The sequence below is a fragment of the Calothrix sp. NIES-2098 genome (assembly GCF_963875125.1).
GTDB lineage: Bacteria > Cyanobacteriota > Cyanobacteriia > Cyanobacteriales > Nostocaceae > Aulosira.
In genome coordinates, this window is the sequence record NZ_CAWNKJ010000001.1 from 1,646,127 (window position 1) to 1,672,334 (window position 26,208).

Consider the following 26,208-nt stretch of genomic DNA (forward strand, 5'->3'; position numbering starts at 1 on the left):
TATCATACCTTGGCTAATGGTCGGACAGATGGCGATCGCAAATGGTCTTTCAAAGTCGCGCCGCTATATTCTGTGCGGAATAATCCCCGGCGTTGTAATTCTGGGACAACGGTATCGACAAACTCGGTAAAAGTCCCCGGTAAATAAGCTGGCGAAATCACAAAGCCATCGCAGGTTTCATCTTTAAATAAGGCTTCTAATTGATCCGCAATTTGTTCTGGTGTGCCGACAATGTGGGGTGTTAAGACTCCTTGACCGTAGAGTTTACCGATATCTCGCAGTGTTAAACCTTCTGATTGACTCAATTCCCTAGCGGCTTGAAAAATTCCTTGAGTTCCATTGACGGTGATATCTGCAATTGGCGCATCGAGATCATGTTGGGAAAAGTCGTAATCCATGTGGCTCGACAAAGTAAAGATTCCAACTTCGGGATGAATCAACTCGTTGTGTAAAGCTTGTTTTTCCTTTGCAATAGCTTCTGTTTCGCCAATAAAAGGTGTAATTGCAGGTAAAATTTTACACTCATCAGGATTTCTGCCAAACTTACCAAGGCGCGACTTTAGATCCTGATAAAAAGCTTTCATTTGGGCGGGTGTATGTTTAATCTCAAAAATCACCTCACCCCACTGAGCGGCAAAATCTTTTCCTCGTTCGGAACCACCAGCTTGAATTAATACAGGACGACCTTGAGGCGATCGCGGTACTGTCAAAGGCCCCCGTACCTTAAACCATTCGCCTACATGGTTTACATAATTCACCTTGCTGGGATCGGCAAACAAACCGCTTTCTTTATCTAAAATCAGCGCATCATCTTGCCAACTATCCCAGAGTTTCGTTACCACCTCAACAAATTCTGCGGCTTTTTCATAACGGCGATCGTGTTCTAGATGCTTTTCTAAACCAAAGTTCTGCGCCTCTGAGTTGCGGCTAGAGGTAACGATATTCCAAGCCGCCCGTCCCTTAGAAAGATGATCCAGAGAGGCAAACATCCGCGCTAGATCGTAAGGCTGATAGTAAGAAGTAGAACGGGTAATACCCACACCAATGGATTGCGTTGCCAGCGCCATCGCCGTAGCCGTCAAAATGGGATCGAGACGTACCACCCCTTGCGCGCCATACTTCAACCCCAACTCAAAGCTATTACCGTGGCGATCGGGAAATGCTAGGGCATCGGCAAAAAACACCATATCGAACTTGCCACGCTCTAGAGTTTGGGCAATGTGTTGATAAAATTCCGCCCCCAAAAAGCCCAGTTCCGTCTGGGGATGTCGCCAAATAGCATGGCTGAGAACTACATGGGACGAGTGCATGAAGCCGACAAGATGCATTTGTTTCATAATTGGGGATTGGGCATGGGGCATTGGAAACAATTTTGGATTCCAATCTAAAATCCAAAATTCCTTGTCTCCTCTGCCCATCTAAACAGTTAACTGATTTTAGAAGAATCCTCTGGTTGGTAGTGGTTTGTTGTTGATTTCGTAGTCGCCAATGGCGCGGGCTTTAAAATGACTGGGGTTGTGGGATGCTAAGGTGCGAGCATTGCGCCAATGACGATCTAAATTTGAGCTTTTTTTGGTTGTGGAAGCTCCACCAACTTCAAATAATAGAGTGGCTGAACGTAGTGCTAAGTCATCGACAATTAATTTGGCTTTGGAGGCACTCAAAGAAGCTGCTAGTGCTGCTGCTGTTTCTGCTTCTTCACCCTGGGTTTTGGCGATCGCAAGGCGATCTAGAGCATCGGCGGCGGCTAGGACGATCGCTTCGGCGGCAAAGGCGTTGGCGGAGATTTGACCGACGGTTTGCTGTAAGAGTGGGTCATCTGCTGCTTGCTCGGCTACAGCATGGTAGAAGGTTCTGGGGCGTTTGTGGATGAGATTGATGGCATCGCGCAATACGCTGCGAATAATCCCTGCGTTCACTGCTGTCAGGAATATTTGCGGGACGATGTTGTAGGGTAAGTTGTCTCTATCTGTATCTGTCTCTAAGATGACTTCATCAGCTTCGACACGAACATTGGTGAAGGTAGTTGTGCCTGTACCTGTTAGCCTTTGTCCGAAACCGTCCCAGTCATCTACAAGCTCTATTCCTTCACGGTTGAGCGGAATGAGGATGAAGGCATTAGTCTCATCTGCTGCTAACACCCGCACGAAAATTAAATCTGCATAAATACTGCCAGTGCTGTAATACTTCTTACCATTCAGACGATAGCCATTGCCATCGGGTGTTAATTTTGTATTCACGACTTGACCGCCACCAGAGCGTTTGGCTTCTAGTTCTGTCGCCGCCAGTCCAATAATTGCACCATCAACGACAGCTTTGAGCCATCGACGATTCCTGTCGCTGCGCTGAGAACGCAATATTCTTTCTGTGACGGAGAAGTGATTTCGCACAATATGAGCGACGTTAGGATCGGCATCACCCAGGCGAATCACAACCTCTAATAGCTCCCGCACTGAAATACCAGCGCCACCTTCAGCAACGGGGATGCGTAATGCACCTAACCGAGAACTGCGGATAAGGTCGATGATATCAAAAGGAAGAATGCGATCGCGATCGCGCTCCGAAGCCCCAGCCGCAATAAAATCAAAAAGCTGCTGAAGTTCCGGCGATTTTGGAGTTACAGGAGCCGAAAACTCAATGGTGGTATCTAAAACTTTTTCTGGACTCTTAATCATTGTTTTTATCTCTGATGTTTATAGTTTGTAATAGCTTTAGTGTTTACTTACTCCCAAAGAATCCTTTAAGGTACTGCCTGTATATTCTTTGCGGAATAACCCACGTTTTTGGAGTTCTGGTACAACTAAATCGACAAATTCATCAAAAGCTCCAGGTAGATAAGCAGGAGAAATGATAAAGCCATCACCTGCCTCTTCACGGAATAAAACTTCCAATTCATCAGCAATTTGAGTAGGAGTACCAACTAATTGCGGCACTAACACACTTCTGCCATAAGCTTGTCCCACATCTTTGAGCGTTAAACCTTCTTTTTCGCTCAATTTTTGAATCATTTGAAACTGTCCTCGTGAACCTGAAACCTCAAGTTTTTGTAAAGGTTCATCTAAAGGATGTTCTGATAAGTCAATTCCAGAACTGTTGGCAAACATTAATAAACCAGCTAATGGATGCACCAAATTGTTGTGGAAAGCTTGCTTTTCTCGGGCAATTGTCTCTGTTTCTCCCACAAAGGGCATGATAGCTGGTAAAATCTTGCAAGCATCTCGATTCCGTCCATATTTCGCCAGCCGAGACTTCACATCCTGGTAATAGGACTTCATAATTGTGGGATTAGGACTAATTTCAAAAATTACCTCTGCCCATTTAGCTGCAAACTCCCTACCTTTATCAGAAGAACCAGCTTGAATAATTACAGGCCGTCTTTGAGGAGAACGGGGAACAGTTAAAGGGCCACGCACCTTAAACCAATTGCCAACGTGTTGCACATAATTCACCTTTTCAGGGTCAGCAAATATCCCGTTTTCTCTATCTAAAACTAATGCCCCTTCTTCCCAACTATCCCAGAGTTTAAAGGCGACTTCAATAAATTCATCAGCGCGATCGTAACGGGTATCGTGTTCTAGATGTTTGTCTATGCCAAAATTTTGCGCTTCACTGTCTTTGCCGGATGTTACTACATTCCACGCCACCCTTCCCTTGCTGATGTGGTCGAGAGTCGCAAAGGCTCGTGCTAAATCGTATGGTTGGTAGTAGGTTGTAGAACGGGTGATACCAATACCTATATGTTTAGTAACTACAGCCATTGCCGTGGCTACCAATAAAGGATCGAGAATCACAGCCCCTTGTGCGCCATACTTGAGACTGGGTTCAAAATGACCACCATAGCGATCGGGCATGGATAATACATCAGCAAAAAACAGTAAATCAAACTTGCCTCGCTCTAAAACACGGGCAATGTTTTGATAATATTCAGCTTCCAGAAAACCCGAATCAGTCCGGGGATGTCGCCACAGAGCATGAGAGTGAACCACTTGGGAAGCAATCATGAAACCAGCGAGATGCATTTGTCTCATATGAGTAGGGCATTGCAATAAAAATACTGGTAAGGGCTGTCATTGGTCATTGGTTATTGGTCATTGGTATAATTTCTACAGTCTTTTTCAATAGGCAGACTTGGGCTAATTTAGGCGGGAATCGCTTGACGTTTTTCGCGCGCATATCGACTTTCTGGCCTTTCCAGTCCATAATGCTCTCGTAGAGTGCGGCCAGTATATTCAGTGCGAAAAATTCCTCGGCGGCGCAGTTCTGGGACAACAAAATCAACGAATGTTTCCAAACCTGAAGCAATTACGTCTGGTACTACATTAAAACCACCAACTGCACCCGATAGAAACCATTCTTCAATGGAATCTGCCACTTGTTCTGGTGTACCGACAATAATGCGATGCATCGTCCCACCACCACCTAAAGCTTTGATTAACTCCCGCACAGTCAAATTGCCCTTTCTAGCTACATTAACTGCAACATTAAACATAGTTTGATTGCTATTTACTGGTAGTGGCAAATTCTCTGGTAAACGCTCGTCCAACTTTAAAACATCTGGGTCAACTTGCAGTATATTGGCTAACCTACCGAGTCCGTATTCTATCGGAACTAGTTCCCAGAGTTCTTGTTCGCGGCGTTTAGCTTCGGCTTCGGTGCTGGCGATGACAGTCACAAGACCGGGTAGGATGACAATGGAATCTGGCGATCGCCCAAATTTACGAGCGCGGTTACGTAAATCATTAGCGTAGTCAATTGCCTGTGGTAGGGATTGAGCCGCCGTAAAGATAACTTCAGCATATTTCGCCGCCAAATCTCGCCCATCATCGGAACCACCAGCTTGCACTAAAACGGGGCGACCTTGAGGCGATCGCGGCACGTTCAACGGCCCTTGTACAGAAAAATACTTGCCTTTGTGGTTGATTGAATGCACGCGGGAAGTATCGATAAACCGGGCAGATTCTTTATCACCAATGAATGCATCATCTTCCCAACTATCCCAAAGAGCTTGGACAATCTCCGTAAATTCCGCCGCTCTTTCGTAGCGGTCGCTATGGGAAACTACTTCGGTTTGACTAAAGTTATATGCAGCTTCTGGATTGGCTGTAGTTACAACATTCCAACCAACACGACCACCACTAACACGATCTAGGGTGGCGTAGCGACGGGCAATATTAAAAGGTTCATTATATGTAGTCGAGGCTGTAGCAATTAGTCCAATGCGCTCAGTAGCAGCCGCCACCGTCGCCAATGCGATCGTCGGCTCCAATGATTGAAATGGGCGATATTCAGGATAATCACTCAAAGCCGGATGATCCGCTAAAAAAACCGCATCAAAAGTTCCCCGCTCGCAAAGCTTGGCTGTGCGGACGTAATATTGTACATCTATAAAAGCACCCGGATCGCTATCAGGCCAGCGCCAAGCCGAGCTATAGTTACCAGCGTTATTGAATAGCAGATTAAGGTGTAGTTGGCGACGATTAGTCATTGTCTAGATTCCCTGAAGAAAGGCAGGAGGCAGGAGGCAGGAGGCAGAATGAAGATTTCCCAAATTACGAATTACGAACTTGTACTGAGCGTTCGCATAGTGTCTCGAAGAGAAGCCGAAGTATTACGAATTAATAATTACTTGCTGCTAGATGCGATCGTTGCCGAATTAAACTGTCGGTTGTTATGAGCATTGACATCGATTTTTTTCGGAATCTCTCCCGCGTCAAATAATCTATCGGCAAGACGCTGCTGACGCTTCACAACATCGTCATCAATGGGAACAAATGCACCAAAGCTTTGCGCTGCGAAATATTTTGCTAACTTGGGCTTCTGCTTGCGTTTCTCAACGTAAATCTTTTCTACGACATCAAGATTTTTAGCGTACCAATCGTAGTGTTTGCGGACTCGCTCAAAGAAATCAGCCAGTGCTTTGCTCTTATCTGGATCACGAATGACATCGGTACGGGCTGTAAAAGCACCAGCCGCCAGCATTCCCAAATCTTCTGCATAAAGCAAAATCCGCGCATCACCACTATCTAGAGCTTCCTTAATCGTGCCGACGCTTCCCGAAAAAACATCAGCACGACCGGCTTTGAATGCAGCACCTGCCGCAGCGCCATCAACGAGTTCTACATAATTCACATCTTTGGGCTTCAATCCCGCTTCAATTCGCGATAATACGTACATGAAATAATTGATACCACCAAAATTAGAAGCCCATTTCTTACCTCGGAGATCCGCTAGTGTTTTGATATTGGCACTGTTGCGGACTGCGGTGATGGTTGCTCGATATGCTGGATTGGGGTTCTTGCGATAGGCGACGTTTTGCAGTGGGGCGGTTGCTTCTGTCCAATCGGTTTTGGCACGCCCTTGTTCGACAATCAACGAAGTATCACCCACTAAACCAACATCAATCGCTTTGGAATAAAGTGCAGCTAACTGGGCAGCAGGGCCGGGAATCACCGCCCATTGTAAATCGTAGGGTAATCCCTCCAGCACCCCAGAGGCGGCAACAGTTTCTTGTAAAGCGTTATCCTGTTGTCCAACGATGAGCTTGACTCGCCCATTACTAGCACTCACAGGTGCAGCTGTGACTGAAGTTTTACCATTTTCGCTTTTTTTCAGGTCACGGCAGCTAACGATCGCTCCCGCAGTTAATACGCCCAGGGATACGAGAACATCCCGCCGGCTAAATTTCATGATGAGTTCTCCCGTGCGATAAGACGGCGTTTTGAATTAGTTCAGTTGGTTGTTGTGTCTGGTTTGGGACAACGCCGAGTTCTGCCAATAGACGCAGGCGAAGTGAGACAAAAGCAGGATCGGCGCGATCGCGTGGTTTATCTACATTCACTGTTAAATCTAGACCGATAGAGCCATGTGCTAATACCAAAATCCGATCCGCCAATAAGATAGCTTCATCAACATCATGGGTAACGAGAACAACAGCCGGATGATGGCGTTCCCAAAGTTGACCCACCAATTCATACATTTTGATGCGGGTGAGAGCATCAAGGCTGGCGAATGGCTCATCTAGTAGTAGTAGATTTGGCTGCTTAACTAAGGCTCTAGCAAGGGCTACACGTTGCGCTTCTCCTCCGGAAAGAGTCTTCGGCCAAACATCAACATGAGTAGCGAGTCCAACTTCTTCTAAAGCTATCAATGCCTCTCGTCTGGCACCAATTCCTTTGCGTCCCAATACGACATTTTCCCAGACTCGCTTGGCGAAAACTAGCCGGGGTTCTTGAAACACAACTGAACGGTTAGCTGCTACTCGTACTGAGCCGCTATCAGTGCGATCGAGACCAGATAATAGACGTAGGAGTGTAGTTTTACCAGTACCAGAAGGGCCAAGCACCGCGACAAATTCGGCTTGGCGGATTTTCAAATCGATACCGTCAAGAACAGCCCGTTTACCAAAGATCCGGCGGACTTGGGTAAGTTCCACCGCGTGCAAGGTAGTAGTTTGGGATGGTGTGTGATTAACTAAGGACAATGTTCGGCCTCCAAGGTAGAGCTAGATGCTCAATCAGACGCATCACCACATCATTGGTAATTCCCAGCACTGCATAGACGATGATGCCGGCAATAATGATGTCAGAGCGTTGGTTAGCGTTGGCATTGTTGAGGATATAGCCAATACCCGATCGCGCATTGATTTGTTCGGCTACAACTAACGCTAGTAATGATGTACCCGCAGAGAAGCGCAAACCAATCAGAATAGAAGGTAACGCCATCGGCATAATAACGTGACGCACTGTCTCCTGACGCGAAAGTCCAAAAACAGTGGCAGCTTCTAAGAGTTTGGGATCGACACCGCGAACCCCTGCATAGGTATTCAGATAAATAGGAAATATAGTAGCAACAGTAATCACAATAATTTTGGCTGTCTCATCGATGCCAAACCAAGTGATAAACAGTGGTACAAGGGCGATAAATGGAATTGTCCGCAGCATTTGCAATGGTGCATCGAAAATTTCTTCACCAATTCGCCACAAACCTGCAAATAAACCTAAAATTAGACCAATACTGCCACCTATAGTCAACCCGGTGAGCGATCGCGATAATGAAGTTGGCAGTGCTTCTTGTAGTTCACCGAGTCTGATTAACTCTGCAAATGCCGCTAAAATATCCGTCGGAGATGGCAGTATCTCTACTGGGATAACGCCGAACATCGAAACCAACTGCCACAGGATGATAATCGATACTGGACTAGCTACTCTAATGAGCCGCCCGCGCCACAAATCCCAAGCTTCATGCCAAGGCGATCGCTGTGTTCTGGCACTGAGATCGACAAGTTCTAGAGTTTGGCTAGATAATTCTGTCTGTAGTTGAATCCCGTTAGAATCAAAAGCACTCACGGTGATACCATTTTGGATTTTAGATTTTTGGATTTATTCCACAAATAGGCGTTGCTGATTGATAGGATGATTTTTGTCTCACGCAGAGGCGCAAAGGCGCAGAGAGAATAAGGAGTTTTAAATTTTTAGCTGTTAAATTTCATCCCATAATTCAGCAATGCCATTTCTTCATGCTTCAAAAACACTCTACGTGACTCTGCGCTAACCTCTGTATTCCTCTGCGTTAAAAAAATTCTGAGTAAATTCACCTCTGCTTACACAGATTCAGGACTTACGCAAAATACCTTTGAAACTCCTATTTCTTCGTGTCCTTCGTGTCTTCGCGGTTCGATTCTTCCGTAGTTTGTGCGTAAGTCCTAAGATTGTTTATCCTCTGCAAAAGTGCGGAAATTTGCTGTACCATCGCGATTGAGTTGATTCACCAGATCAATCTCCCAATCAAGATACTCTCGGAACGCCGCAAAGCGCTGACTTTCTTCTTTATACTGGTACGGTGTCCGCCAAATATCTTCAAATGGATGCAAAAGTGCGATCGTATCTTTCTCCAATGGCAACCCAGCACTTTTCCAAGCAGCATTCCCACCAGCAAGTACCCGCACCGAACGCTGAGTGACTGCTGCTAGTTCAACAGCCGCAAACGCCGCTAGCTTACCATCACTAGATGTCAGAATGATACTTCCTTCTCCGGGTAAACGCGCAGCATCGTCAGCTAGTCGAGAGCGGATAGCAAAATAGGCTTTGGGAATATGTCCCCGTTCATAGTTCAGACTGGTATCTAAGTCGATGACAATTACTGAGCCGTTTTCAATCTCTTGATGCAATGTCGCTGGATCGATGGTTTCGACATTTGGTAATGTCACATCAACAGTTTCCGCCCCAGTCACTAGCTCGCCTGTCAGCGCCTCCTCTAGAATATAGACTTCCGCCCAATTAATCCGCACCAACCAAGCAGCTGTAATCGCAGCACGAACTCCATCTGCATTATCGACTAAGACAATACGAGAATTTCTGGTTCCTACCCACTGTCCTGTCTGCTGTACCAGCTGTCCGCCGGGTGCTAAACGCGATCCGGGTAAATGTCCGGCTGCAAATTCTTCTTGTCCACGGACATCTAGTAAATAAAGCGATCGCAATCCAGAATCCTGCTCGTTCTGGAAATGGTTCAGGGTTTGCTTGTCTATTGTTTGTAAACCGAAACGTGCTTTTAGCCGATTAGCCGCAGCAATTGCTTCCTGTAACGCAGAACCACTAGGCAAGGGTGCAAAATTTGACTTCCCAGAATCTAGTTCCAGTCCTTCAATCAACCATGCCATTGTGCCGTTTTCTAGGGATGCAACTTTGTTGGGTACACCTGCATCAATCAGGGCTTGAGCGCCAATAATGCTGCGGGTTCTACCAGCACAATTTACCACTACTAGAGAATTGGGATCTTTCACCGCCTCGTGGAAACGGTAAACTAATTCAGCCCCAAGTAATGCGATCGCACCGGGAATACTGAAGTTTTGAAATTCGGGAAGAGTGCGGCTATCTAAAACTACAATATTATCGCCAGCATCGATACGAGACTTGACTTCACTGACTGACAGGTGAGGCGTACTGTAGAAATGTTCGACAAACTCACCAAACGCTTTGCCAATCACATTTACCCCTGTGAATAGCTCATATCCAGCTTCTCGCCATGCCGCAGTTCCACCACTGAGAATGCTAATGTTGCTATAGCCCAGTTCTGCAAGCTTTTTGGCTGCACGTTCTGCAAGTACATTATCCCCTCCATCGTAGAGGACAATCCGAGTATTACGGCGCGATACTAAGGACGCGATCGACAATTCCAGATGGCTGAGTGGTAGCGATACACTCAGAAGGATATGTCCATCACGGGAATGTACACCAGTCTCGCGAACATCGAATACTGCAAGTTCTTCGCCATCTACGAGTAGTCCCCGCAGTTCCAAAGGTGTGACGCGCCTAAAAGGCGTATCACCCTTGTCTAGAACGGTGTCAAGTTGAGTTGTGGAAGTCACGTCGCTTCGCTCCGAATTCAAAATTCAAAATTCAAAATTCAAAATTACAATCCCCAAATAATCTATAAACTACTAATAATCTACCGATATACCGTAGATTATGCTCCCAAATTTCCCACAAGTTGTCAATTTGTTGTAACAATCAGCAAGCTTTTAGAAAATGGGCATGGGGCATTGGGCATCTGTGTCAACTTAAGGCGAAACCCAGTTACCGCAAGGAACTGAAGTTTCTTGCTAATAGCCAAAGTCATCGTCAGATTCCTCAATATCCTCAAAATCTTGAGTCTACTTCAGTAGACTTGGGTTATGAGCCTGAGAATGAATTCTCAGGCGGGCGACAAAGCTAAGTCCAAGACAATTTTTAGCTTAAGTTCATTGATTTTCATGCCCTTTTTGTGCGATCGCTCACATCAGCGCCTAGAAAAAGGCTCCTGTCGGTAAAGGTGTACCGTTGATTTCGTAGTTGCCGATCGCACGCGCTTTGAAAGCAGCTGGATTGTGTGAGGACAGGGTACGGGCGTTGCGCCAATGACGATCTAAATTCGAGCTTTTTTTGGTTGTGGAAGCGCCACCAACCTCGAATAACAAGGTAGTTGAGCGCAATGTCAATTCATCGACAACTAATTTAGCTTTGGTTGTTCGCAAAGAAGCTGCAAGGGAAGCAGCTGATTCATCTTCGCCTTTAGCGCGGGCGGTAATAATTTGATCGAGTCCATCGGCGGCTGCTAACACGATCGCTTCCGCAGCAAAAGCGTTAGCGGAGATTTGCCCTACTGTTTGCTGGATGAGTGGATCGTCTGCTGCTTGCTCGGCTACAGCATGGTAGAAAGTTCGGGGTCGTTTGTGGACAAGGTTTGTCGCATCGCGCAGCACGTTACGAATAATACCTGTGTTAACAGCAGTTAAGAACAATTGCGGAATTGTAGCGTTGTAGGTGAGGAGACTGTTATCTGCATCCGTATCAAAAACTACTTCATCTGCCTCTATGCGAACATTTGTGAATGTTGTAGTTCCTGTACCTGTTAACCGTTGTCCGAAACCATCCCAATCGTCTACAAGCTCAACCCCTTCGCGTTTAGTGGGTACAATCGCTGTTGCTGGAGTGCCATCGGGTGCTAATAGGCGCACAGCAACGAAATCTGCATACAAACTGCCAGTACTGTAATATTTTGAGCCATTGAGCCGATATCCACCTGCTTCTGGTGTGAGTTTCGTATTCAATACTGTGCCGCTACCAGCTCGTTTAACTTCTAGTTCGCTACCAGCGAATCCGAAGAATGCACCATCAACAACCGCCTTTAGCCAGCGACGATTTCTTTCGCTGCGTTCAGATCGCAAAATTCGCTCAATCACAACGAAATGATTGCGGATAATATGGGCGACGTTGGGGTCAGCATCTCCCAGGCGAATTATGACTTCAAACAGTTCGCGTAAACTGCTACCACCGCCACCTTCAGCCACAGGAACTCGCAATGCACCCAAGCGCGATCGCTTGAGTAGTTCGATAATATCAAAAGGCAGAATGCGATCGCGATCGCGTTCCGAAGCACCTAAAGCAATAAAATCAAAAAGCTGCTGGAGTTCCGGCGAGTTGGCTTTTACAGGGGTTGTAAACTCGAAGGTTTTATCTGCAAGTTTCTCTGGACTCTTAATCATTATTTCTCTCTCTAAATATCGTGGGGAAAATCTGCCATTAGCGACTGATGGGTAAATCCAAAATCTAAAATCGTTCGACTGAGCGAAGTCGAAGTCCAAAATCTAAAATTGATTTACAGTGCTGGGCGTTGTTGATTTACCCATAGCTGAACAGATGGCCTTTCCCATTGATGCTTGGCGTAAGCTACCAATTTATCGGGTACTGGATCGCCGTTGAGAATTAGGCGATGGAGTATTAAGGCCAAATCCACATCAGCAATAGACCATTGACCGAATAGGTTTTCAGTGTTGCTAGCAAGCAGTAACTCAGCAGCAGAGAATAATTTCTCAGCAGCTTTTTTTGCTTCCGGAGAAAGTGGTGGCTTTTTGACTCCGTAGAAAATAACCTCAGTCGAGCGTTCTTGTTTGATGGGCGCGAGGTCGCTACGGAGCCAGGCTTGTACCTGACGCGCTCTAGCTCGGCTCTGTGGTTCTTTTGGGTATAACGGAGTACCGGGAAACACCTCATCGATGTATTCTGCGATCGCAGAGGATTCAGACAAGGCGAATCCGTCATGAATCAAAGTTGGTACGCGCCGCGTTAATGACTTAGCTGCAAAATCTGGCTCATTTTGGACATTAGCAGCTAAATCAAGAGTTTGGATATCGAATGCTAATGCTTTTTCATGCAGAGATACAAAAGCCGAGAGCGCATAGGGGCTAGCGTACTGGGAATCGACATAGAGAACAAGCGATGTAGATGACAATGTATCCTCCTATGAAGGCTAATAATGTTTTGACAATTGATATTTAGAGGCAAGCTGAGGGATTAAATCATTACTTAGACTCGAAAAAGCGGTTAGCAGGGCGGACAAGTCCCAGATTTTCCCGTAGAGTTTTCCCTTCATATTCTTTGCGGAAGATTCCCCGCCGTTGGAGTTCTGGCACAACCTTGTCTATGAAATCATTCAACCCTTCAGGTAAAAAAGGAAACATGATGTTGAAGCCGTCAGACCCTTCTTCATTCAACCATTGCTCCATCTCATCGGCGATGCTTTGGGGGGTACCAACGAAGGCTAATCCGCCATAACTACCGATACGTTGCGCCAACTGCCTAATAGTTAGCTTCTCACGTTCAGCCAGGGCTATGACTCGTTCGCGTGAGCTTCTACCAGCGTTAGTCTCAGGGATTTCTGGCAAGGGGCCATCTGGATCGTAACCAGAAACATCGTAGCCAAGGGCACTATTCAAGCTAGCAATTCCACTGTCATAGTGTACTAGACTATCCAAATGGGCACGTTTAGCGATCGCCTCTTCCACAGTTTCGCCCACAATTACCAAAGCACCAGGAAGAATTTTGATGCTGTCCGGGTCACGGCCAATCAACTGCGCCCGTCCCTTAATATCAGCAAATAAAGCCTTACCTGCTTCCAAATTACCAGCCGGCGCAAATACGGCCTCAGCAGTTTCAGCAGCTAATTGTCGCCCAGCATCGGAAGCACCCGCCTGAACAATCACAGGCCAACCTTGGACAGGCCTAGCGATGTTCAATGGCCCCCGTACCGAAAGATACTTTCCTTGATGCGCCAAAACATGAACTTTTTCGGGATCGAAATAAATCCCTGATTCTACATCCCGAACAAACGCATCATCAGCGAAGGAATCCCAAAGACCAGTGACGACATCGTAGAATTCCCTAGCTCGCTTGTAGCGTTCGTCATGTTCTATATCTTCTGTTAAGCCGAAGTTGAGCGCTGCATCTGGATTGGATGTGGTAACAATATTCCAGCCGGCACGACCACCACTAATATGGTCGAGAGACGCAAAGCGACGAGCAATATGGAAAGGCGCGTCATAGGTCGTGGAAGCTGTGGCTACCAGACCGATGTGTTCGGTAACACTGGCGAGGGCAGAAAGCAGAGTGAAAGGCTCAAAGGAAGTAACTGTGTGACTGCGCTTGAGGGCGTTAATCGGCATATTCAGCAGCGCCAAGTGATCGGCCATAAAAAATGCGTCAAACTTGCCCTGTTCTAGTTTCTGGATAAATTTTTTCAGTGCTGGGAAGTTGAAATTCGCATCAGGCAAAGCCCCAGGATAACGCCAAGCGCCAGTATGTATACTTACAGGGCGCATAAACGCACCCAGTTTCAATTGCTTTGCTTTGCTCATCAGCCCTCCATCAAACAATTTTGGATTTACATCTAGATGTGAATTGAGTTGCAAAATCTCGATTTTAACCAGTCTTGAAACCCTCATTAAAAAAGGGGGATTTCAAATTCACATCAGGCATAATTATAGGACTTACACACCAAATACAAAAACCCTCACAAGGGTGGTCAAAAGTCAAAAGTCAATGGTCAAAATTCAGGTTTTTGGACTATGGACTATTGACCATTGACAAAAAGCATGAAAAATATCTGACACTGCGTAAGTCCTAAATTATTAGATTAACCTTATACTGAATTTTAGGTTGAGAAGTTATTTAACCAAAATTTAAACTTCCTCAATATTTCTTCTTTTTAAAAAGCCGGGGCGATCGTACCTTTAAGGTAGTTGTTGATATACTCCTTCAATTTAGGATCTATAACTAATTGATTGAGTTTTTGAATATTTGGATCGTTGACCTTTGATTGTACAGTTGCTAGTCCCACAGCATAATTTTTGTTAGCCATACCAACTTCATCTAAGATAATGGGTTCTAGGTTTACCTTTGCTTGGACTAGAAAAGATGCAGATGTCACAGCTAAATCTAAATCATCCAAAGCTCTGACAATGGCGTAATTATCTAATTCCTTAATTTGCAGTTTTTTGGGATGATCAATAACATCCTTGACACTAAAATACTCACTTGACTTTTCTTTTAAATTGATTAAGTTGATGTGTTTGAGGAATTTTAGAGCACGATCCTGATTGCTATCATCATTAGAAATTGCGATTGTTGCCCCTACAGGAACTTCATTCACTGATTTGATTTTGAGCCGTTTAGAGTAGAGTCCAGTTATTGTAGTATAACTGCGATTTAACATCACAAAATCCGCGCTGAGTCTTTTGGCGGCTTGTTTCATAAATGGTTCATGCTGGAAAAAATTAGCATCGATTTCTCCACCCTTAAGAGCATCGTTAATTTTCACCGAATCAGCGATAGTCACAATCTCAAAGTCGAAGCCTTGACTAGGGGCTATTTCTTTTTTAATGTACTTTAAAACATCTTCAGTGGTAGTATTACGAGAACCGACTTTCAGTAAAGCTGTCTTAGCTGGCTGAGTAGTGGATTGGCTAACTGCTTGGCTACTTGGTTGAGTATTAGAGGAATTTTTATTTGATGTACAACTCGCGAAAAGAACGGATAAAATTGTGCTTCCCGTTCCTAGCAGAAAATAGCGGCGGTTGATGCCTGTAAAATTAATTCCTTGATATTTACTCCTCATCTTTTTTATTTCCTCAGTTAGAATGAAGGTACGATAGTACCTTTGTAGTTGGCGTTGATAAAATCCTTCAATTTGGGATCGATAACCAATTGATTTAATTTTTGAATATTGGCATCATTAGATTTTGCTTGTACAGTTGCCAAGCCTGTAGCATATTTTTTATCTGCCATACCAATTTCATCTAAAACAATGGGAGTTAGAGTGATTTTGGCTTGGAGAAGTAGAGATGAATATGCAATACCTAAATCGAGGTCGTCCAATCCTCTGCCAATGGCATAATTATCTAATTCCTTAATTTGCAGCTTTTTAGGATGGGCTATGACATCTTGTACAGTGTAATAATCACCTGATTTTTCTTTTAAGTTAATTAAATCTAGGTGTTTGAGAAATTTTAAAGCGCGATCCTGATTGCTATCATCATTAGAAATGCCAATAGTTGCCCCTACAGGAATTTCGTTAACAGATTTTATTTTGAGTCGTTTTGAGTAAAGTGCATATACAGTAGTATAGCTGCGATTGAGCATGACAAAATCTGCATTTAGTCTTTTGGCAGCTTGTTTCATAAATAGTTCATGCTGGAAAAGATTAGCATCTATTTCCCCATTTTTTAGGGCATCGTTAATCTTTACCGAATCACCAATTGTCACAATTTGAAAGTCTAAATTTTGACTAGGAGCAAGGTCTTTTTGAATGAATTTCAATATATCTTCTGAAACAGTATTGCGAGAACCAACTTTGAGTTGTGCGGTTTTAGTTGATTGGCTAATTGGTTGGTTGGTTGATTGACTAGTTGAGGAATTTTGGTTTGATGAACAACTGGCGAAAAGAGTTGATGTAATAGCGCTTCCTGTTCCTAGCAGAAAATATCGGCGGTTGATTCTCATTGAACGAATTATTTGAGATTTGACACTTATTTTTGATAGTTTGTTTGTTGCAGCAGGGGTAATATCAATTCAAAATTCAAAGAATTCTGTCTATTAGTTAAGTAAGTCGGTAATTGCACCAAGCTATATTACAAAATGTAAATAGCCTGGAAACTCTTACCAATGACAAATGACCAATGACAAATGACAGCCCTAACCAGCTATCTTTAATTGCACGCTTCACCTACTAGAAAAATCCTCCTATCGGTAATGCAGTACCGTTGATTTCGTAATCTCCAATAGCACGGGCTTTGAAGTGGCTGGGATTATGGGATGACAAGGTGCGGGCGTTGCGCCAATGGCGATCTAAGTTGTAAACAGTCTTAGTGCTGGAAGCGCCACCGACTTCAAATAGTAGGGTGGCTGAACGCAGCGTTAAATCGTCTACTATCAATTTTGCTTTGGCAGCAAGCAAAGAAGCATTTAATGCCGCAGCGTTTTTAGCTTCTTCACCTTGTGATAGTGCAAGATTGAGACGATCGAGGGCATCTGCTGCTAAAACGATCGCTTCAGCTGCAAAGGCATTAGCAGAAAGTTGACCGACGGTTTGCTGCAATAATGGATCGTCGCTGGCTTGCTCAGATACGGAATGGTAAAAGGTTCTCGGACGTTTGAGAACTAGATTTTTGGCATCGCGTAAAACGCTGCGGATAATCCCTGCGTTCACCGCAGTCAGAATTAAGTGGGCGACAACTTTGTAGGGTACATTGTCTGCATCTGGATCGGTTTCTTTGATCACTTCATCTGCTTCGACGCGAACATTTGTGAATGTTGTAGTTCCCGAACCAGTCAGCCTTTGCCCAAAGCCGTCCCAGTCGTCTACTAGGGTAATTCCTTCGCGATTGGTGGGAATAATAGCGATCGCAACAATGCCATCGAGAGTCAGCAGCCTTACATAAATTAGGTCTGCAAACAAACTGCCTGTACTATAGTACTTGATACCGTTCAGACGATAGCCGTTGCCATCAGGCGTTAATTTGGTACTGACTACTTCACCACTCCCCGCGCGTTTGGCTTCTAATTCAGTGGCGGCGAGTCCAATAATTGCACCATCGACAGCCGCCTTTAGCCAACGACGGTTGCGATCGCTCCGTGCAGAACGTAAAATCTGCTCTGTGACAAAGAAATGATTCCGCAGAATATGTGCAACGTTGGGATCGGCATCCCCCAAGCGAATCACAACTTCAAATAGTTCGCGGACATTAGCACCACCACCACCTTCAGCAACAGGGATGCGTAATGCACCTAACTTAGAACGCCGTATCAGGTCAATAACATCATAGGGCAGGATGCGATCGCGTTCTCTCTCAATAGCCCCCAGCGCAATGAAATCGAAAAGCGCTTGCAGTGCCGGCGAGTTGGCGGTAACTGGAGTTGAGAACTCGAATGTAGAATCTATAGCTTTTTCTACAGGTTGAATCATGATTTTTCTCTGAGACGTTGCATAATTGCGGGATAATTTATCTCACGCAGAGACGCAGAGAGAATAAGGAGTAGAAAATTTCAATAGCTCAAAATTCATCTCCTAATTCAGCAATGCCTTCTCTGAAATAAATAGCTTTGATGGCGTATTTACTTAGAAAAATCCTCGTGGTGGGAGTGGTTTGCCATTAATTTCATAATCTCCCACCGCACGAGCTTTAAAGTGGCTGGGGTTGTGCGATGCTAAAGTGCGGGCGTTACGCCAATGCCGATCTAAATTCGAGCTTTTCTTCGTTGTGGAAGCACCGCCAACTTCAAATAATAGAGTGGCTGAACGTGTTGCCAAGTCATCAACTATTAATTTCGCTTTGGATGCACTCAAAGAAGCTGCCAAAGCTGCGGCTAATTCAGATTCTGCACCTTGGGCTTTAGCAGCAGGAAGGCGATCCAGCGCATCAGCAGCAGCTAGGACAATTGATTCCGCAGCAAAGGCGTTGGCGGAGATTTGTCCGATAGTTTGCTGCAATAAGGGGTCATCTGCTGCTTGCTCGGCTACGGCGTGATAAAAAGTTCTGGGGCGTTTGTGGACAAGGCTAATAGCATCACGCAACACATTACGAATAATCCCTGCATTCACCGCAGTTAGGAACAGTTGCGGCACGATATTGTAGGGTAGATTGTCTTTGTCTGTATCTGTCTCTAAAATTACTTCATCTGCTTCGACGCGGACATTGGTAAAAATAGTTGTCCCCGTGCCTGTTAGCCTTTGTCCAAAGCCATCCCAGTCATCGATGAGTTCAACACCGTCGCGATGGCTGGGAATAATCCCCGTAGCTGCACTGCCATCGGGTGTGAGTAAGCGCACATAGAGATAGTCTGCGTAAAGACTACCTGTGCTGTAATATTTCGTCCCATTCAAACGATAACCATTGCCATCGGGTGTTAATTTGGTATTCGCCACTCCGCCACCACCGGCTCGTTTTAGTTCTAGTTCAGTGGCGGCGCTACCGAAGATTGCGCCATCAACTGCGGCTTTAATCCAGCGCCGATTTCTCTCGGTGCGTTCTGAACGCAAAATTCGCTCTGTAACGGAGAAATGATTGCGGACAATGTGAGCAACATTCGCGTCAGCATCACCCAGACGAATAGCAACCTCGAATAATTCCCGTGCAGTACTACCAGCACCACCTTCAGCAACGGGGATGCGTAATGCACCTAACTTAGAACGCCGAATCAATTCAACCACATCATAGGGCAGAATGCGATCGCGATCGCGTTCACTTGCACCCAGAGCTATATAGTCTAAGAGAGTTTGCAATTCCGGCGAGTTAGGCGTAACAGCAGCTGCAAACTGCAAGGTAGAATCGATAAGTTTTTCTTCAATTTGAGTCATGGTTATATATGGGGCATGGGGCATTGGGCATTGGGCATGGGAAATTAATAATAAATCCCTGATTTTAGATTCTTTCAGGACTTACGCAAAATCATGAAAAAACGAACCACGAAGCACGCAAAGAACACGAAATAAAGATGGTTTCAGAGATTTATTGCGTAAGTCCTATCTTTGTTAATCCATAATCCAAAATCCAAAATCTAAAATCTAAAATTCATTGGCTGACACTCAGTAGTTGTGGTAGTTGCTCAACGGGAGTATCAAGCAGATAAGCGAGAACTTCTCTGCGCCAACCATCGTAAACAGCGTTAATACCATCAACTCCGGTAATACCCTTAGCTTTATGAGCAGTCTCCCAATGGTCTATAAGATAGTTCGTGCGTCTTTGCTGAATCTCTTCATCTCGCTCTAGCAGTCGTTGAGCAAGTTCAGCTCGCTCATTCGCTGATGCTTTGTCATAAATTTGCTTCCACCAATCAATAACGGCTAACCGATGGGCTGCTTCATCAGGTAGTATTTTGTCTACAAAATAGCTGGCGGTTTTGGGGTCGCTAATTTGACCTACTCGGCTTTGCAGCAGGAATGGCCCGACAACATGAAGCTCATAATGGATTTGAAATGCAGCGAATCCCAACCAATCGCGCACAGCAGAATCGCCCATAAATTCCCAATGTTCTTTTACCTGTCGCTGAATCTCATTGATGGGGTCATAGCCTAACAACTCCTGTACTCGGAGGCGGCTATTGAGGGAGTGCGCGCCATCATCCCCTAATTGGCGACTCAAAGATAGTTGCCAATGGGGATCGTCAATTAATTGTGCGATCGCTCTAGCAATCACCTGTACGATAAACAAATCGTGGGCGGCTCCAGCAATGCGAAAGCGAGCAAAATTCTCTTTTTCTGCTTGTGTTTCTGGCGGACGAGTTTCTATTTTTTCTAAGTTGAGTAAATAAGGCGCGTGTTGAGCTGCTAGCTTATTGAGAATTTCAGTTTCGTATTCTTCCGTCCACAAGGGCTTTGTTAAACTTGCAACCATTGGTTTTCTCCTAATTTAGCGATTAGAAATTATCAAACCTTGAGTTTTTCTCGCTTAAATACGCTTTCTGGGCGATTTAATCCAAAGTGTTCTCGCAAGGTTTTTCCTGTATATTCGTGGCGAAAAATTCCCCGTTTTCGCAGGATGGGGACGACATAATCGACAAAAATCTCCAAGCCAGAAGGTAAAACATCTGGCATTAAATTAAAGCCATCAACAGCCCCAGCTAAAAACCACTCTTCAATTGAGTCAGCTATTTGCTCCGGTGTCCCAGCAATAAAACGATGTCCTTTACTGAATCGCTTTGCTACCTCACTGACGGTAAGCTGTTCGCGACGAGCTAGACCAATTATGGCGTTACTAAATCCGCCCACACCGTCGGGTGGTTGATATGTCCCATCGAGGATGAAATCAGGAAATGGTTTATCTGGCTTCAATTCATAGACTACAGATCCCAAATGACCAGCTAAGGCGGCTAATCTTTCTTCTTTTCCTGTCAGTTCCAGATGTTCTCTGTGCCGTTTTTGCGTTTCTGCTTCTGTACTACCAATAACGGTTGACAAACCAGGTAATACCTTAATTGCGTCAGCCGGTCGCCCATATTGAACTGTTCGCCGCCTCAAATCCTTAGTAAACTCAATGGCATCAGGAAATGATAGAAGTGATGCAAAAACGCCATCTGCATAACGAGCTGCTAATTCTACGCCTCCCACAGAGCCACCAGCTTGAAATATAATTGGCTGTCCTTGGGGAGAACGAGGAAGATTCAGAGGGCCATCAACATGAAAGTGTTTACTATGATGGTTGATCGAATGAATCTTTTCTGAATCGGCAAAGCGTCCGCTTAATTGATTACCTATAAGGGCATCATCTTCCCAACTATCCCATAATTTCCGCACAACTTCGACAAATTCGGCGGCTCTTTCATAACGTATTGCCTTGGGTAAATGGGGGGCTTCACTATAGTTCTTAGCGGCGTTAGCGTTACGTGTAGTGACTACATTCCAACCTACTCGCCCATTGCTCAGATGATCTAGAGAGCTAAAGCGACGGGCAATATTATACGGTTCTTCAAATGATGTCGATGCTGTCCCAATCAAACCGATATGTTCTGTGACTGATGCTAAAGCCGCAAGTAAAACTGTAGGATCGAAGCCTATCGCCGGGCCAGATTCAGGTGGTGTAAATAAAGATGGGCTATCAGCCAGAAAAATCGCGTCCAGGGTTCCCCGTTCTGCTACTTTAGCAATATGCTGCCATTGATGAAAATCGTAGTAGCTAAAGGGTGATGCTTGGGGACTGCGCCATGCACCAGGATGATTACCAGCAGGCAGAGCATTCAGACCAAAATGTAATGTACGATTACTCATGAGATTACAGGTGCGATCGTGCCTTGGTAGGTTTTATTAATAAAATCTTTCACTTTGGGATCAACAACTAATTCATCAAGTTTTTTGATGTTGGGATCGTTTTCTTTTGACCGCAAAGTTGTTAAGCCGGCTGTATATTTTTTCTCTAGATTTGTTGGGTCTTTGATGATGGGATCTAGCTTGATTCTGGCATTAGCAAGTGTCGTTGCATATAACGCTACAACATCTAAATCATCTAATGCTCTTGCTAAAGAAGCTCCATCTGCTCCTTGAATTTTTAAGTTTTTCGGATTTTCGGTAATATCTTTAATGGTGAACAAATCACCAGAATTTTCTCTCAGCTTAATTAAACCTGCAACTCTCAGTAATCTTAAACCCCTGTCTTGATTAATCGGATCGTTGGCAATCCCAACTGTCGCACCTTGAGAAAGTTGATCGATTGATTTTATTTGCAATCGTTTGGAATAGAGTGCAAATATATAAGAAAAAATCCGGGGATGCATAACTAAATCTAGATTCAGCCGCTTGGCGATGTTTTCCATAAACGCTTGATGCTGACCCAGATAAGCGTCAATTTCTCCACTTTTGAGCGCATTATTAGCAAGTATACCGTCACTAAACTTAATTAGCTGCACATTTAAATTATGACTCGGTGCTAAATCTTTTTGGACAAACTTGAGAATATCTTCCGGTACTAGCTGGGTAATTCCTACTTTGACGTTGCTGATTTTTTGAGATGAATTTTGATTGCGCGTACAACTAGCGATAAAAGAAGACGCGATCGCACTTCCAGTTCCTAAAATAAAATAGCGGCGATGTATTGCTTTTGAACGAATCACTTTGTGTTTTACTCCTCATCTATATTTTTCTGGTTTAAAACACGGGTACTACTGCATCTTGATACGTATTTTTGATAAATTCCTTGACTTTGGGGTCGATTATCAGTTGATTCAGCTTTTGAATTTTGGGGTCATTTTCTTTACCCTGTAATGTCACTAAACCTAGAGCGTATCTTTTATCTTTAGTTGATTCTTGGACGATGGGACGCAAATCAAGCTGTTTTGCTTGGATTAGCAGACTCCCTAAAAATGCGCCCACAACGACATCATCCAATCCTCTGACAATAGCTGGCCCTTCTAATTCTTTGAATTGCAGATTTTTGGAGTTTTCTACTATGTCTTTAACCGTGAACAGATTACCCGATGTATCTTTCAGTTTGACCAATTTTTGAGATTGTAAAAACTTGAGGGTACGATCCTGATTGCTAGCATCACTCTGGATGGCAATTGTTGCACCATTAGGAATTTCACTCAGTGATTTAATCTTTTTAGAATAAATTCCAATTGGCGTTAAATAAGTTTGATTCAGCATCACTAAATTCAGGTTGAGTCTTTTAGCAGAATCTTCCATAAATAAACGATGCTGAAAATAGTTGGCATCAATTTCGCCACTCTTTAAGGCGTTATTAACTTGTACCCAATCACTAAATTTCACAATTTGAATTTCTAAACCCTGACTGGTAGCTAATTCTTTTTGGATAAACTTCAAAATATCTTCAGCAATTACAGACCAAACCCCAATTTTAATGGTGCTAGTTTGTTGTGATGCTGGGACTGCTGAATTTGTTGGTGTGCTGGTCGATTGATTTTTATTTGAGGAACAACTAGCAAAGAGAACGGAGAAAATTGCACTTCCAGTCCCCAGGAGAAAATAGCGACGATTGATAATAATTGTACGAATTCCGTCACGATTGCTACTCATTTTGGGTTTCTCCTGGCTGGTATTGCAATTAATAAAAATGGAATAGCATCCCCATAAATTTCTTGTGGTGCGGGCATCTTGCCCGCTATATTGATGCTAATTAAATGCCGATTAGCTTAATCATTCGCACTAACTAAATTAGGCAATTGATCCACTGGAATATCTAGCACGTAGGAAAGAATTTCTTTTCGCCATGCATCATAAATTGCTGGCTGTTCTGTGACTTCTCCAGTACCAAGCGCCACTTGATTAATTTTCCAATAGTTTTTCAAATAAGCATTGCGGCGTTTTTGTCCTTCATTATCTAGTTCAATAATCTGTGCGATTAATTCTGCTTTTTGGGAACCAGAAATTTTGCCGTATTTATTGCGCCACCAATCAATCACACCAATCCGATGTTCTGTTTCATCTGGGAGTATTCTTTGAGCTACAAAATTACTTGTTTCTGGGTCGTTAATTTTAGTTAACCGCTTATTGACTAATAAGCCTGCAACTATATGAAGTTCGTAGTGAAACTCAAACGCCAGAAACCCGAACAAACTACGAGTAGACAAATCTCCAAAGAAATCCCAGTGTTCTTGTACCTGGCGTTTAATTTCATTAATTGGGTCGTATCCCAATAATCTCAAAACGCGATCGCGGCTATATTGAGCATGTGCGCCATCATCGCCTAACTGTCGGCTCAAAAATAGTTGCAAGTGTAGGTCGTCTGGAACTAAGTTAGCGATCGCCCGACCGATAACTTGCACTATATAGGAATCATGGGCCGCACCTGCAATCAAGTACTGTGCAAAGTTTTCCTGCTCCTCTTTGGAAGTAATCGGTCGAGGTTCATCTATAGGTGCAGGTGGAATATGGGGCGCTAGTCGAGCGAAAATGCGATCGGCGGTTTCAGTTTCAAACTCACGATAGCCTGGACGCGCTAAAGCTACAGTCATGTATTAACCTCACTGCAAAATTATATAACTACCAAACTATTTATCTCACCTGACAGCAAGTCGCTCTTTTTCAGGTGAGCGTAAAACTGAGCTAATTAGATTGAGTAAAAAGCCGATGGAATGCCAACAATTGATGAATCTGCGGATTTGAGAATTAAACTCGACAATTAGAATTAGCGATCGCCAATTCTTCTACTCTCTACATTATGCTTAATTCAAAAATCTTTGTGAGAGATATAAACCTAATTTTAATATAGGTTTATAGCAGATTCATTTCAGAAAATCAAGTATGCGTACTAATAAATTCTTGCGAAACAATAAGAGTTAAACCATTCTCAGTCTGGAAAAGTTTATCTACCATACGGTAGCCTATGTTCTGGGTAAATCTTTTGGGAATCTCTCCTGTTTTACTCGTATTTGCTAGCTCTAATTTGCTGTTCAACCTTTGTCAATTAACACAGGTCTTGAGCAAAATGTATAGTTTGTTGACAAAGAGCTTGTAACTTCTGTGTCTTTCAATTACTATTATTGCATTAAACTACTGTAAATCAATCGACAATAAGTATTTTCAATGCTGCTGCAATTGGCATAGTCACTTACAGAAGACATCTACAAAAGATGTCTTCTGGTCTTTACTATAGGATTCCTATCTGATTTTTGACATCTAGATTAGTAGAGTTAGCATCTCAACTCTACAATTAATCTCTTAGTCTAGAGGGCGTTTTCCATAATCAAGCTGGATTCCTATATTCAGAAATTAGGTGTTGAACTTAGTCTCAACAGATAACCTTTGTGTATAAGTCTTGAGTCCAAATTCTTCACACCCAAAAAGGCATGAAATATGAGCTTCAACAGCCAAGTTATCGATAAACTAGCTTCTCAAGATTTGCCATACGTAGAGGCCAACCTCAATTACCTAGTCCCGATGGCGCAAAAACCTGTCAACTATACCTATGAACCACCATCAGGAACTCCCCGTTCTAATACAGCCTATGAGATCCGCAAATCTCGAATCTACAATGCTCGTTCTAGAAGAGAGGATATTCTACTGGATCGAGAAGGATTTGCTTTTACCGAACATAATACCAATGTCCGCGACTTCTATAACGAAGACGAAATACGTCAAGTTTACTACCCAGAAGCAGAGCAATTATTAAAAGAAGTTACAGGTGCAACTAAAGTAGTAATCTTCGATCACACCCTACGCAATGCCGATATCAGCAAGCCAGGTGAAAATAAAATTAGAGAACCTGGTAAGCGCGTACATAATGACTTTACCGCTAAATCTGGCTATACAAGAGCGCGCTGGGAGTTAGAAAAAAGAGGCTTAGGTAATGATGAGATTGAAGCCCTCTTACAGAAAAGATTTGCCATTATCAATGTTTGGCGGGGAATTGCAGATACAATTCAAGAATCGCCATTAGCATTGACTGATGCACGCACTATTGAACCACAAGAACTAGTAGCTGGTGATTTAGTATATCCAGATCGCACCGGTGAAACCTACGCTGTCACATATAACCCAGAACATAAATGGTATTACTTCCCCGAAATGCGGCGGAACGAAGTCATATTTATTAAATGTTTTGATTCTGCAGAAAACGGGCCTGCACGTTTTTCCGCCCACTCAGCCTTTGACGATCCAACCAGCCCCCCAAATGCGCCAGCAAGACAAAGTATTGAGTTGCGAACATTCGTCTTTTATCCTGAGTAAATAGTTATCTCAATTCGTAACTCACGCCTGATGTGATAGAAAATTTTCTTGTCCCACGAATGACAAGCGTTTGATAAATCTATTCACATTAGGCGTTAATTCTTTAACTCTGCAATGACGAATTACTTTAACTAAGCTAATGCACGTTTAAATTGCATAACTACTAACAAGGGCTGTTGACTGTTAACTGTTAGCGGTCAACTATCAACAGCCTGCACAATG

At 43.9% G+C, this 26,208-nt stretch carries 21 protein-coding genes; 1 reads left to right on the forward strand and 20 read right to left on the reverse strand.

The window, feature by feature from the left end:
- Positions 1 to 2 precede the first annotated feature (2 nt).
- The 20 genes from AACU33_RS06830 to AACU33_RS06925 all read right to left on the reverse strand — a co-directional run bounded on the left by AACU33_RS06830 (position 3) and on the right by AACU33_RS06925 (position 24,272).
- Complete coding sequence (locus AACU33_RS06830) at positions 3 to 1,361, reverse strand: LLM class flavin-dependent oxidoreductase (protein WP_339375807.1); 1,359 nt, start codon at positions 1,359 to 1,361, stop codon at positions 3 to 5.
- 75 nt (positions 1,362 to 1,436) lie between these two features.
- The gene (locus AACU33_RS06835; protein ID WP_096587731.1) at positions 1,437 to 2,675 is read right to left on the reverse strand and encodes an acyl-CoA dehydrogenase family protein; all 1,239 of its coding nucleotides are present in this window, start codon (positions 2,673 to 2,675) and stop codon (positions 1,437 to 1,439) included.
- A gap of 36 nt (positions 2,676 to 2,711) precedes the next feature.
- Positions 2,712 to 4,019, reverse strand: a complete 1,308-nt coding sequence (locus tag AACU33_RS06840) for an LLM class flavin-dependent oxidoreductase (protein ID WP_339375808.1) — start codon at positions 4,017 to 4,019, stop codon at positions 2,712 to 2,714.
- A 119-nt stretch (positions 4,020 to 4,138) separates the two neighbouring features.
- Positions 4,139 to 5,485 (reverse strand): LLM class flavin-dependent oxidoreductase, encoded by a 1,347-nt coding sequence (locus AACU33_RS06845; protein ID WP_096587734.1) that lies wholly within the window; start codon positions 5,483 to 5,485, stop codon positions 4,139 to 4,141.
- Positions 5,486 to 5,622: 137 nt separating this feature from the next.
- On the reverse strand, positions 5,623 to 6,687 hold the full coding sequence (locus tag AACU33_RS06850) for an ABC transporter substrate-binding protein (protein WP_096587735.1): 1,065 nt from the start codon (positions 6,685 to 6,687) through the stop codon (positions 5,623 to 5,625).
- Positions 6,677 to 7,480 (reverse strand): ABC transporter ATP-binding protein, encoded by an 804-nt coding sequence (locus AACU33_RS06855; RefSeq protein ID WP_339375809.1) that lies wholly within the window; start codon positions 7,478 to 7,480, stop codon positions 6,677 to 6,679. The genes AACU33_RS06850 and AACU33_RS06855 overlap by 11 nt, the downstream gene beginning before the upstream one ends.
- Positions 7,467 to 8,345, reverse strand: a complete 879-nt coding sequence (locus tag AACU33_RS06860; RefSeq protein ID WP_339375810.1) for an ABC transporter permease — start codon at positions 8,343 to 8,345, stop codon at positions 7,467 to 7,469. The genes AACU33_RS06855 and AACU33_RS06860 overlap by 14 nt, the downstream gene beginning before the upstream one ends.
- Positions 8,346 to 8,701: 356 nt before the next feature.
- Positions 8,702 to 10,366 (reverse strand): rhodanese-like domain-containing protein, encoded by a 1,665-nt coding sequence (locus AACU33_RS06865; protein ID WP_339375811.1) that lies wholly within the window; start codon positions 10,364 to 10,366, stop codon positions 8,702 to 8,704.
- A gap of 417 nt (positions 10,367 to 10,783) precedes the next feature.
- The gene (locus AACU33_RS06870) at positions 10,784 to 12,022 is read right to left on the reverse strand and encodes an acyl-CoA dehydrogenase family protein (protein WP_096587752.1); all 1,239 of its coding nucleotides are present in this window, start codon (positions 12,020 to 12,022) and stop codon (positions 10,784 to 10,786) included.
- Between the two features lie 113 nt (positions 12,023 to 12,135).
- Complete coding sequence (yfcF, locus tag AACU33_RS06875; RefSeq protein ID WP_096587754.1) at positions 12,136 to 12,768, reverse strand: glutathione transferase; 633 nt, start codon at positions 12,766 to 12,768, stop codon at positions 12,136 to 12,138.
- Positions 12,769 to 12,838: 70 nt separating this feature from the next.
- The gene (locus AACU33_RS06880) at positions 12,839 to 14,170 is read right to left on the reverse strand and encodes an LLM class flavin-dependent oxidoreductase (protein ID WP_096595169.1); all 1,332 of its coding nucleotides are present in this window, start codon (positions 14,168 to 14,170) and stop codon (positions 12,839 to 12,841) included.
- Positions 14,171 to 14,520: 350 nt separating this feature from the next.
- On the reverse strand, positions 14,521 to 15,429 hold the full coding sequence (locus AACU33_RS06885; RefSeq protein ID WP_096587755.1) for a MetQ/NlpA family ABC transporter substrate-binding protein: 909 nt from the start codon (positions 15,427 to 15,429) through the stop codon (positions 14,521 to 14,523).
- Positions 15,430 to 15,446: 17 nt separating this feature from the next.
- Positions 15,447 to 16,313: a MetQ/NlpA family ABC transporter substrate-binding protein gene (locus AACU33_RS06890; protein WP_096587756.1), complete on the reverse strand. Its 867-nt coding sequence runs from the start codon at positions 16,311 to 16,313 to the stop codon at positions 15,447 to 15,449.
- Between the two features lie 226 nt (positions 16,314 to 16,539).
- Positions 16,540 to 17,775, reverse strand: a complete 1,236-nt coding sequence (locus AACU33_RS06895; RefSeq protein WP_096587758.1) for an acyl-CoA dehydrogenase — start codon at positions 17,773 to 17,775, stop codon at positions 16,540 to 16,542.
- A 153-nt stretch (positions 17,776 to 17,928) separates the two neighbouring features.
- Positions 17,929 to 19,167 (reverse strand): acyl-CoA dehydrogenase family protein, encoded by a 1,239-nt coding sequence (locus AACU33_RS06900; protein WP_096595170.1) that lies wholly within the window; start codon positions 19,165 to 19,167, stop codon positions 17,929 to 17,931.
- A 214-nt stretch (positions 19,168 to 19,381) separates the two neighbouring features.
- Entirely contained in the window at positions 19,382 to 20,203 is an 822-nt protein-coding gene (locus AACU33_RS06905; protein WP_096587759.1) for a hypothetical protein, read from the reverse strand.
- 32 nt (positions 20,204 to 20,235) lie between these two features.
- Entirely contained in the window at positions 20,236 to 21,573 is a 1,338-nt protein-coding gene (locus AACU33_RS06910; RefSeq protein WP_096587761.1) for an LLM class flavin-dependent oxidoreductase, read from the reverse strand.
- Positions 21,570 to 22,412 (reverse strand): MetQ/NlpA family ABC transporter substrate-binding protein, encoded by an 843-nt coding sequence (locus tag AACU33_RS06915; RefSeq protein WP_096587763.1) that lies wholly within the window; start codon positions 22,410 to 22,412, stop codon positions 21,570 to 21,572. The genes AACU33_RS06910 and AACU33_RS06915 overlap by 4 nt, the downstream gene beginning before the upstream one ends.
- A 34-nt stretch (positions 22,413 to 22,446) precedes the next feature.
- Positions 22,447 to 23,334, reverse strand: a complete 888-nt coding sequence (locus AACU33_RS06920) for a MetQ/NlpA family ABC transporter substrate-binding protein (protein WP_339375812.1) — start codon at positions 23,332 to 23,334, stop codon at positions 22,447 to 22,449.
- 116 nt (positions 23,335 to 23,450) lie between these two features.
- Positions 23,451 to 24,272, reverse strand: coding sequence for a hypothetical protein (locus AACU33_RS06925; protein ID WP_096587765.1), 822 nt, complete (start codon positions 24,270 to 24,272; stop codon positions 23,451 to 23,453).
- Positions 24,273 to 25,113: 841 nt separating this feature from the next.
- On the opposite strand from AACU33_RS06925, the gene AACU33_RS06930 reads away from it, so the two are divergent.
- Complete coding sequence (locus AACU33_RS06930; protein WP_096587766.1) at positions 25,114 to 25,986, forward strand: CmcJ/NvfI family oxidoreductase; 873 nt, start codon at positions 25,114 to 25,116, stop codon at positions 25,984 to 25,986.
- Positions 25,987 to 26,208 lie beyond the last annotated feature (222 nt).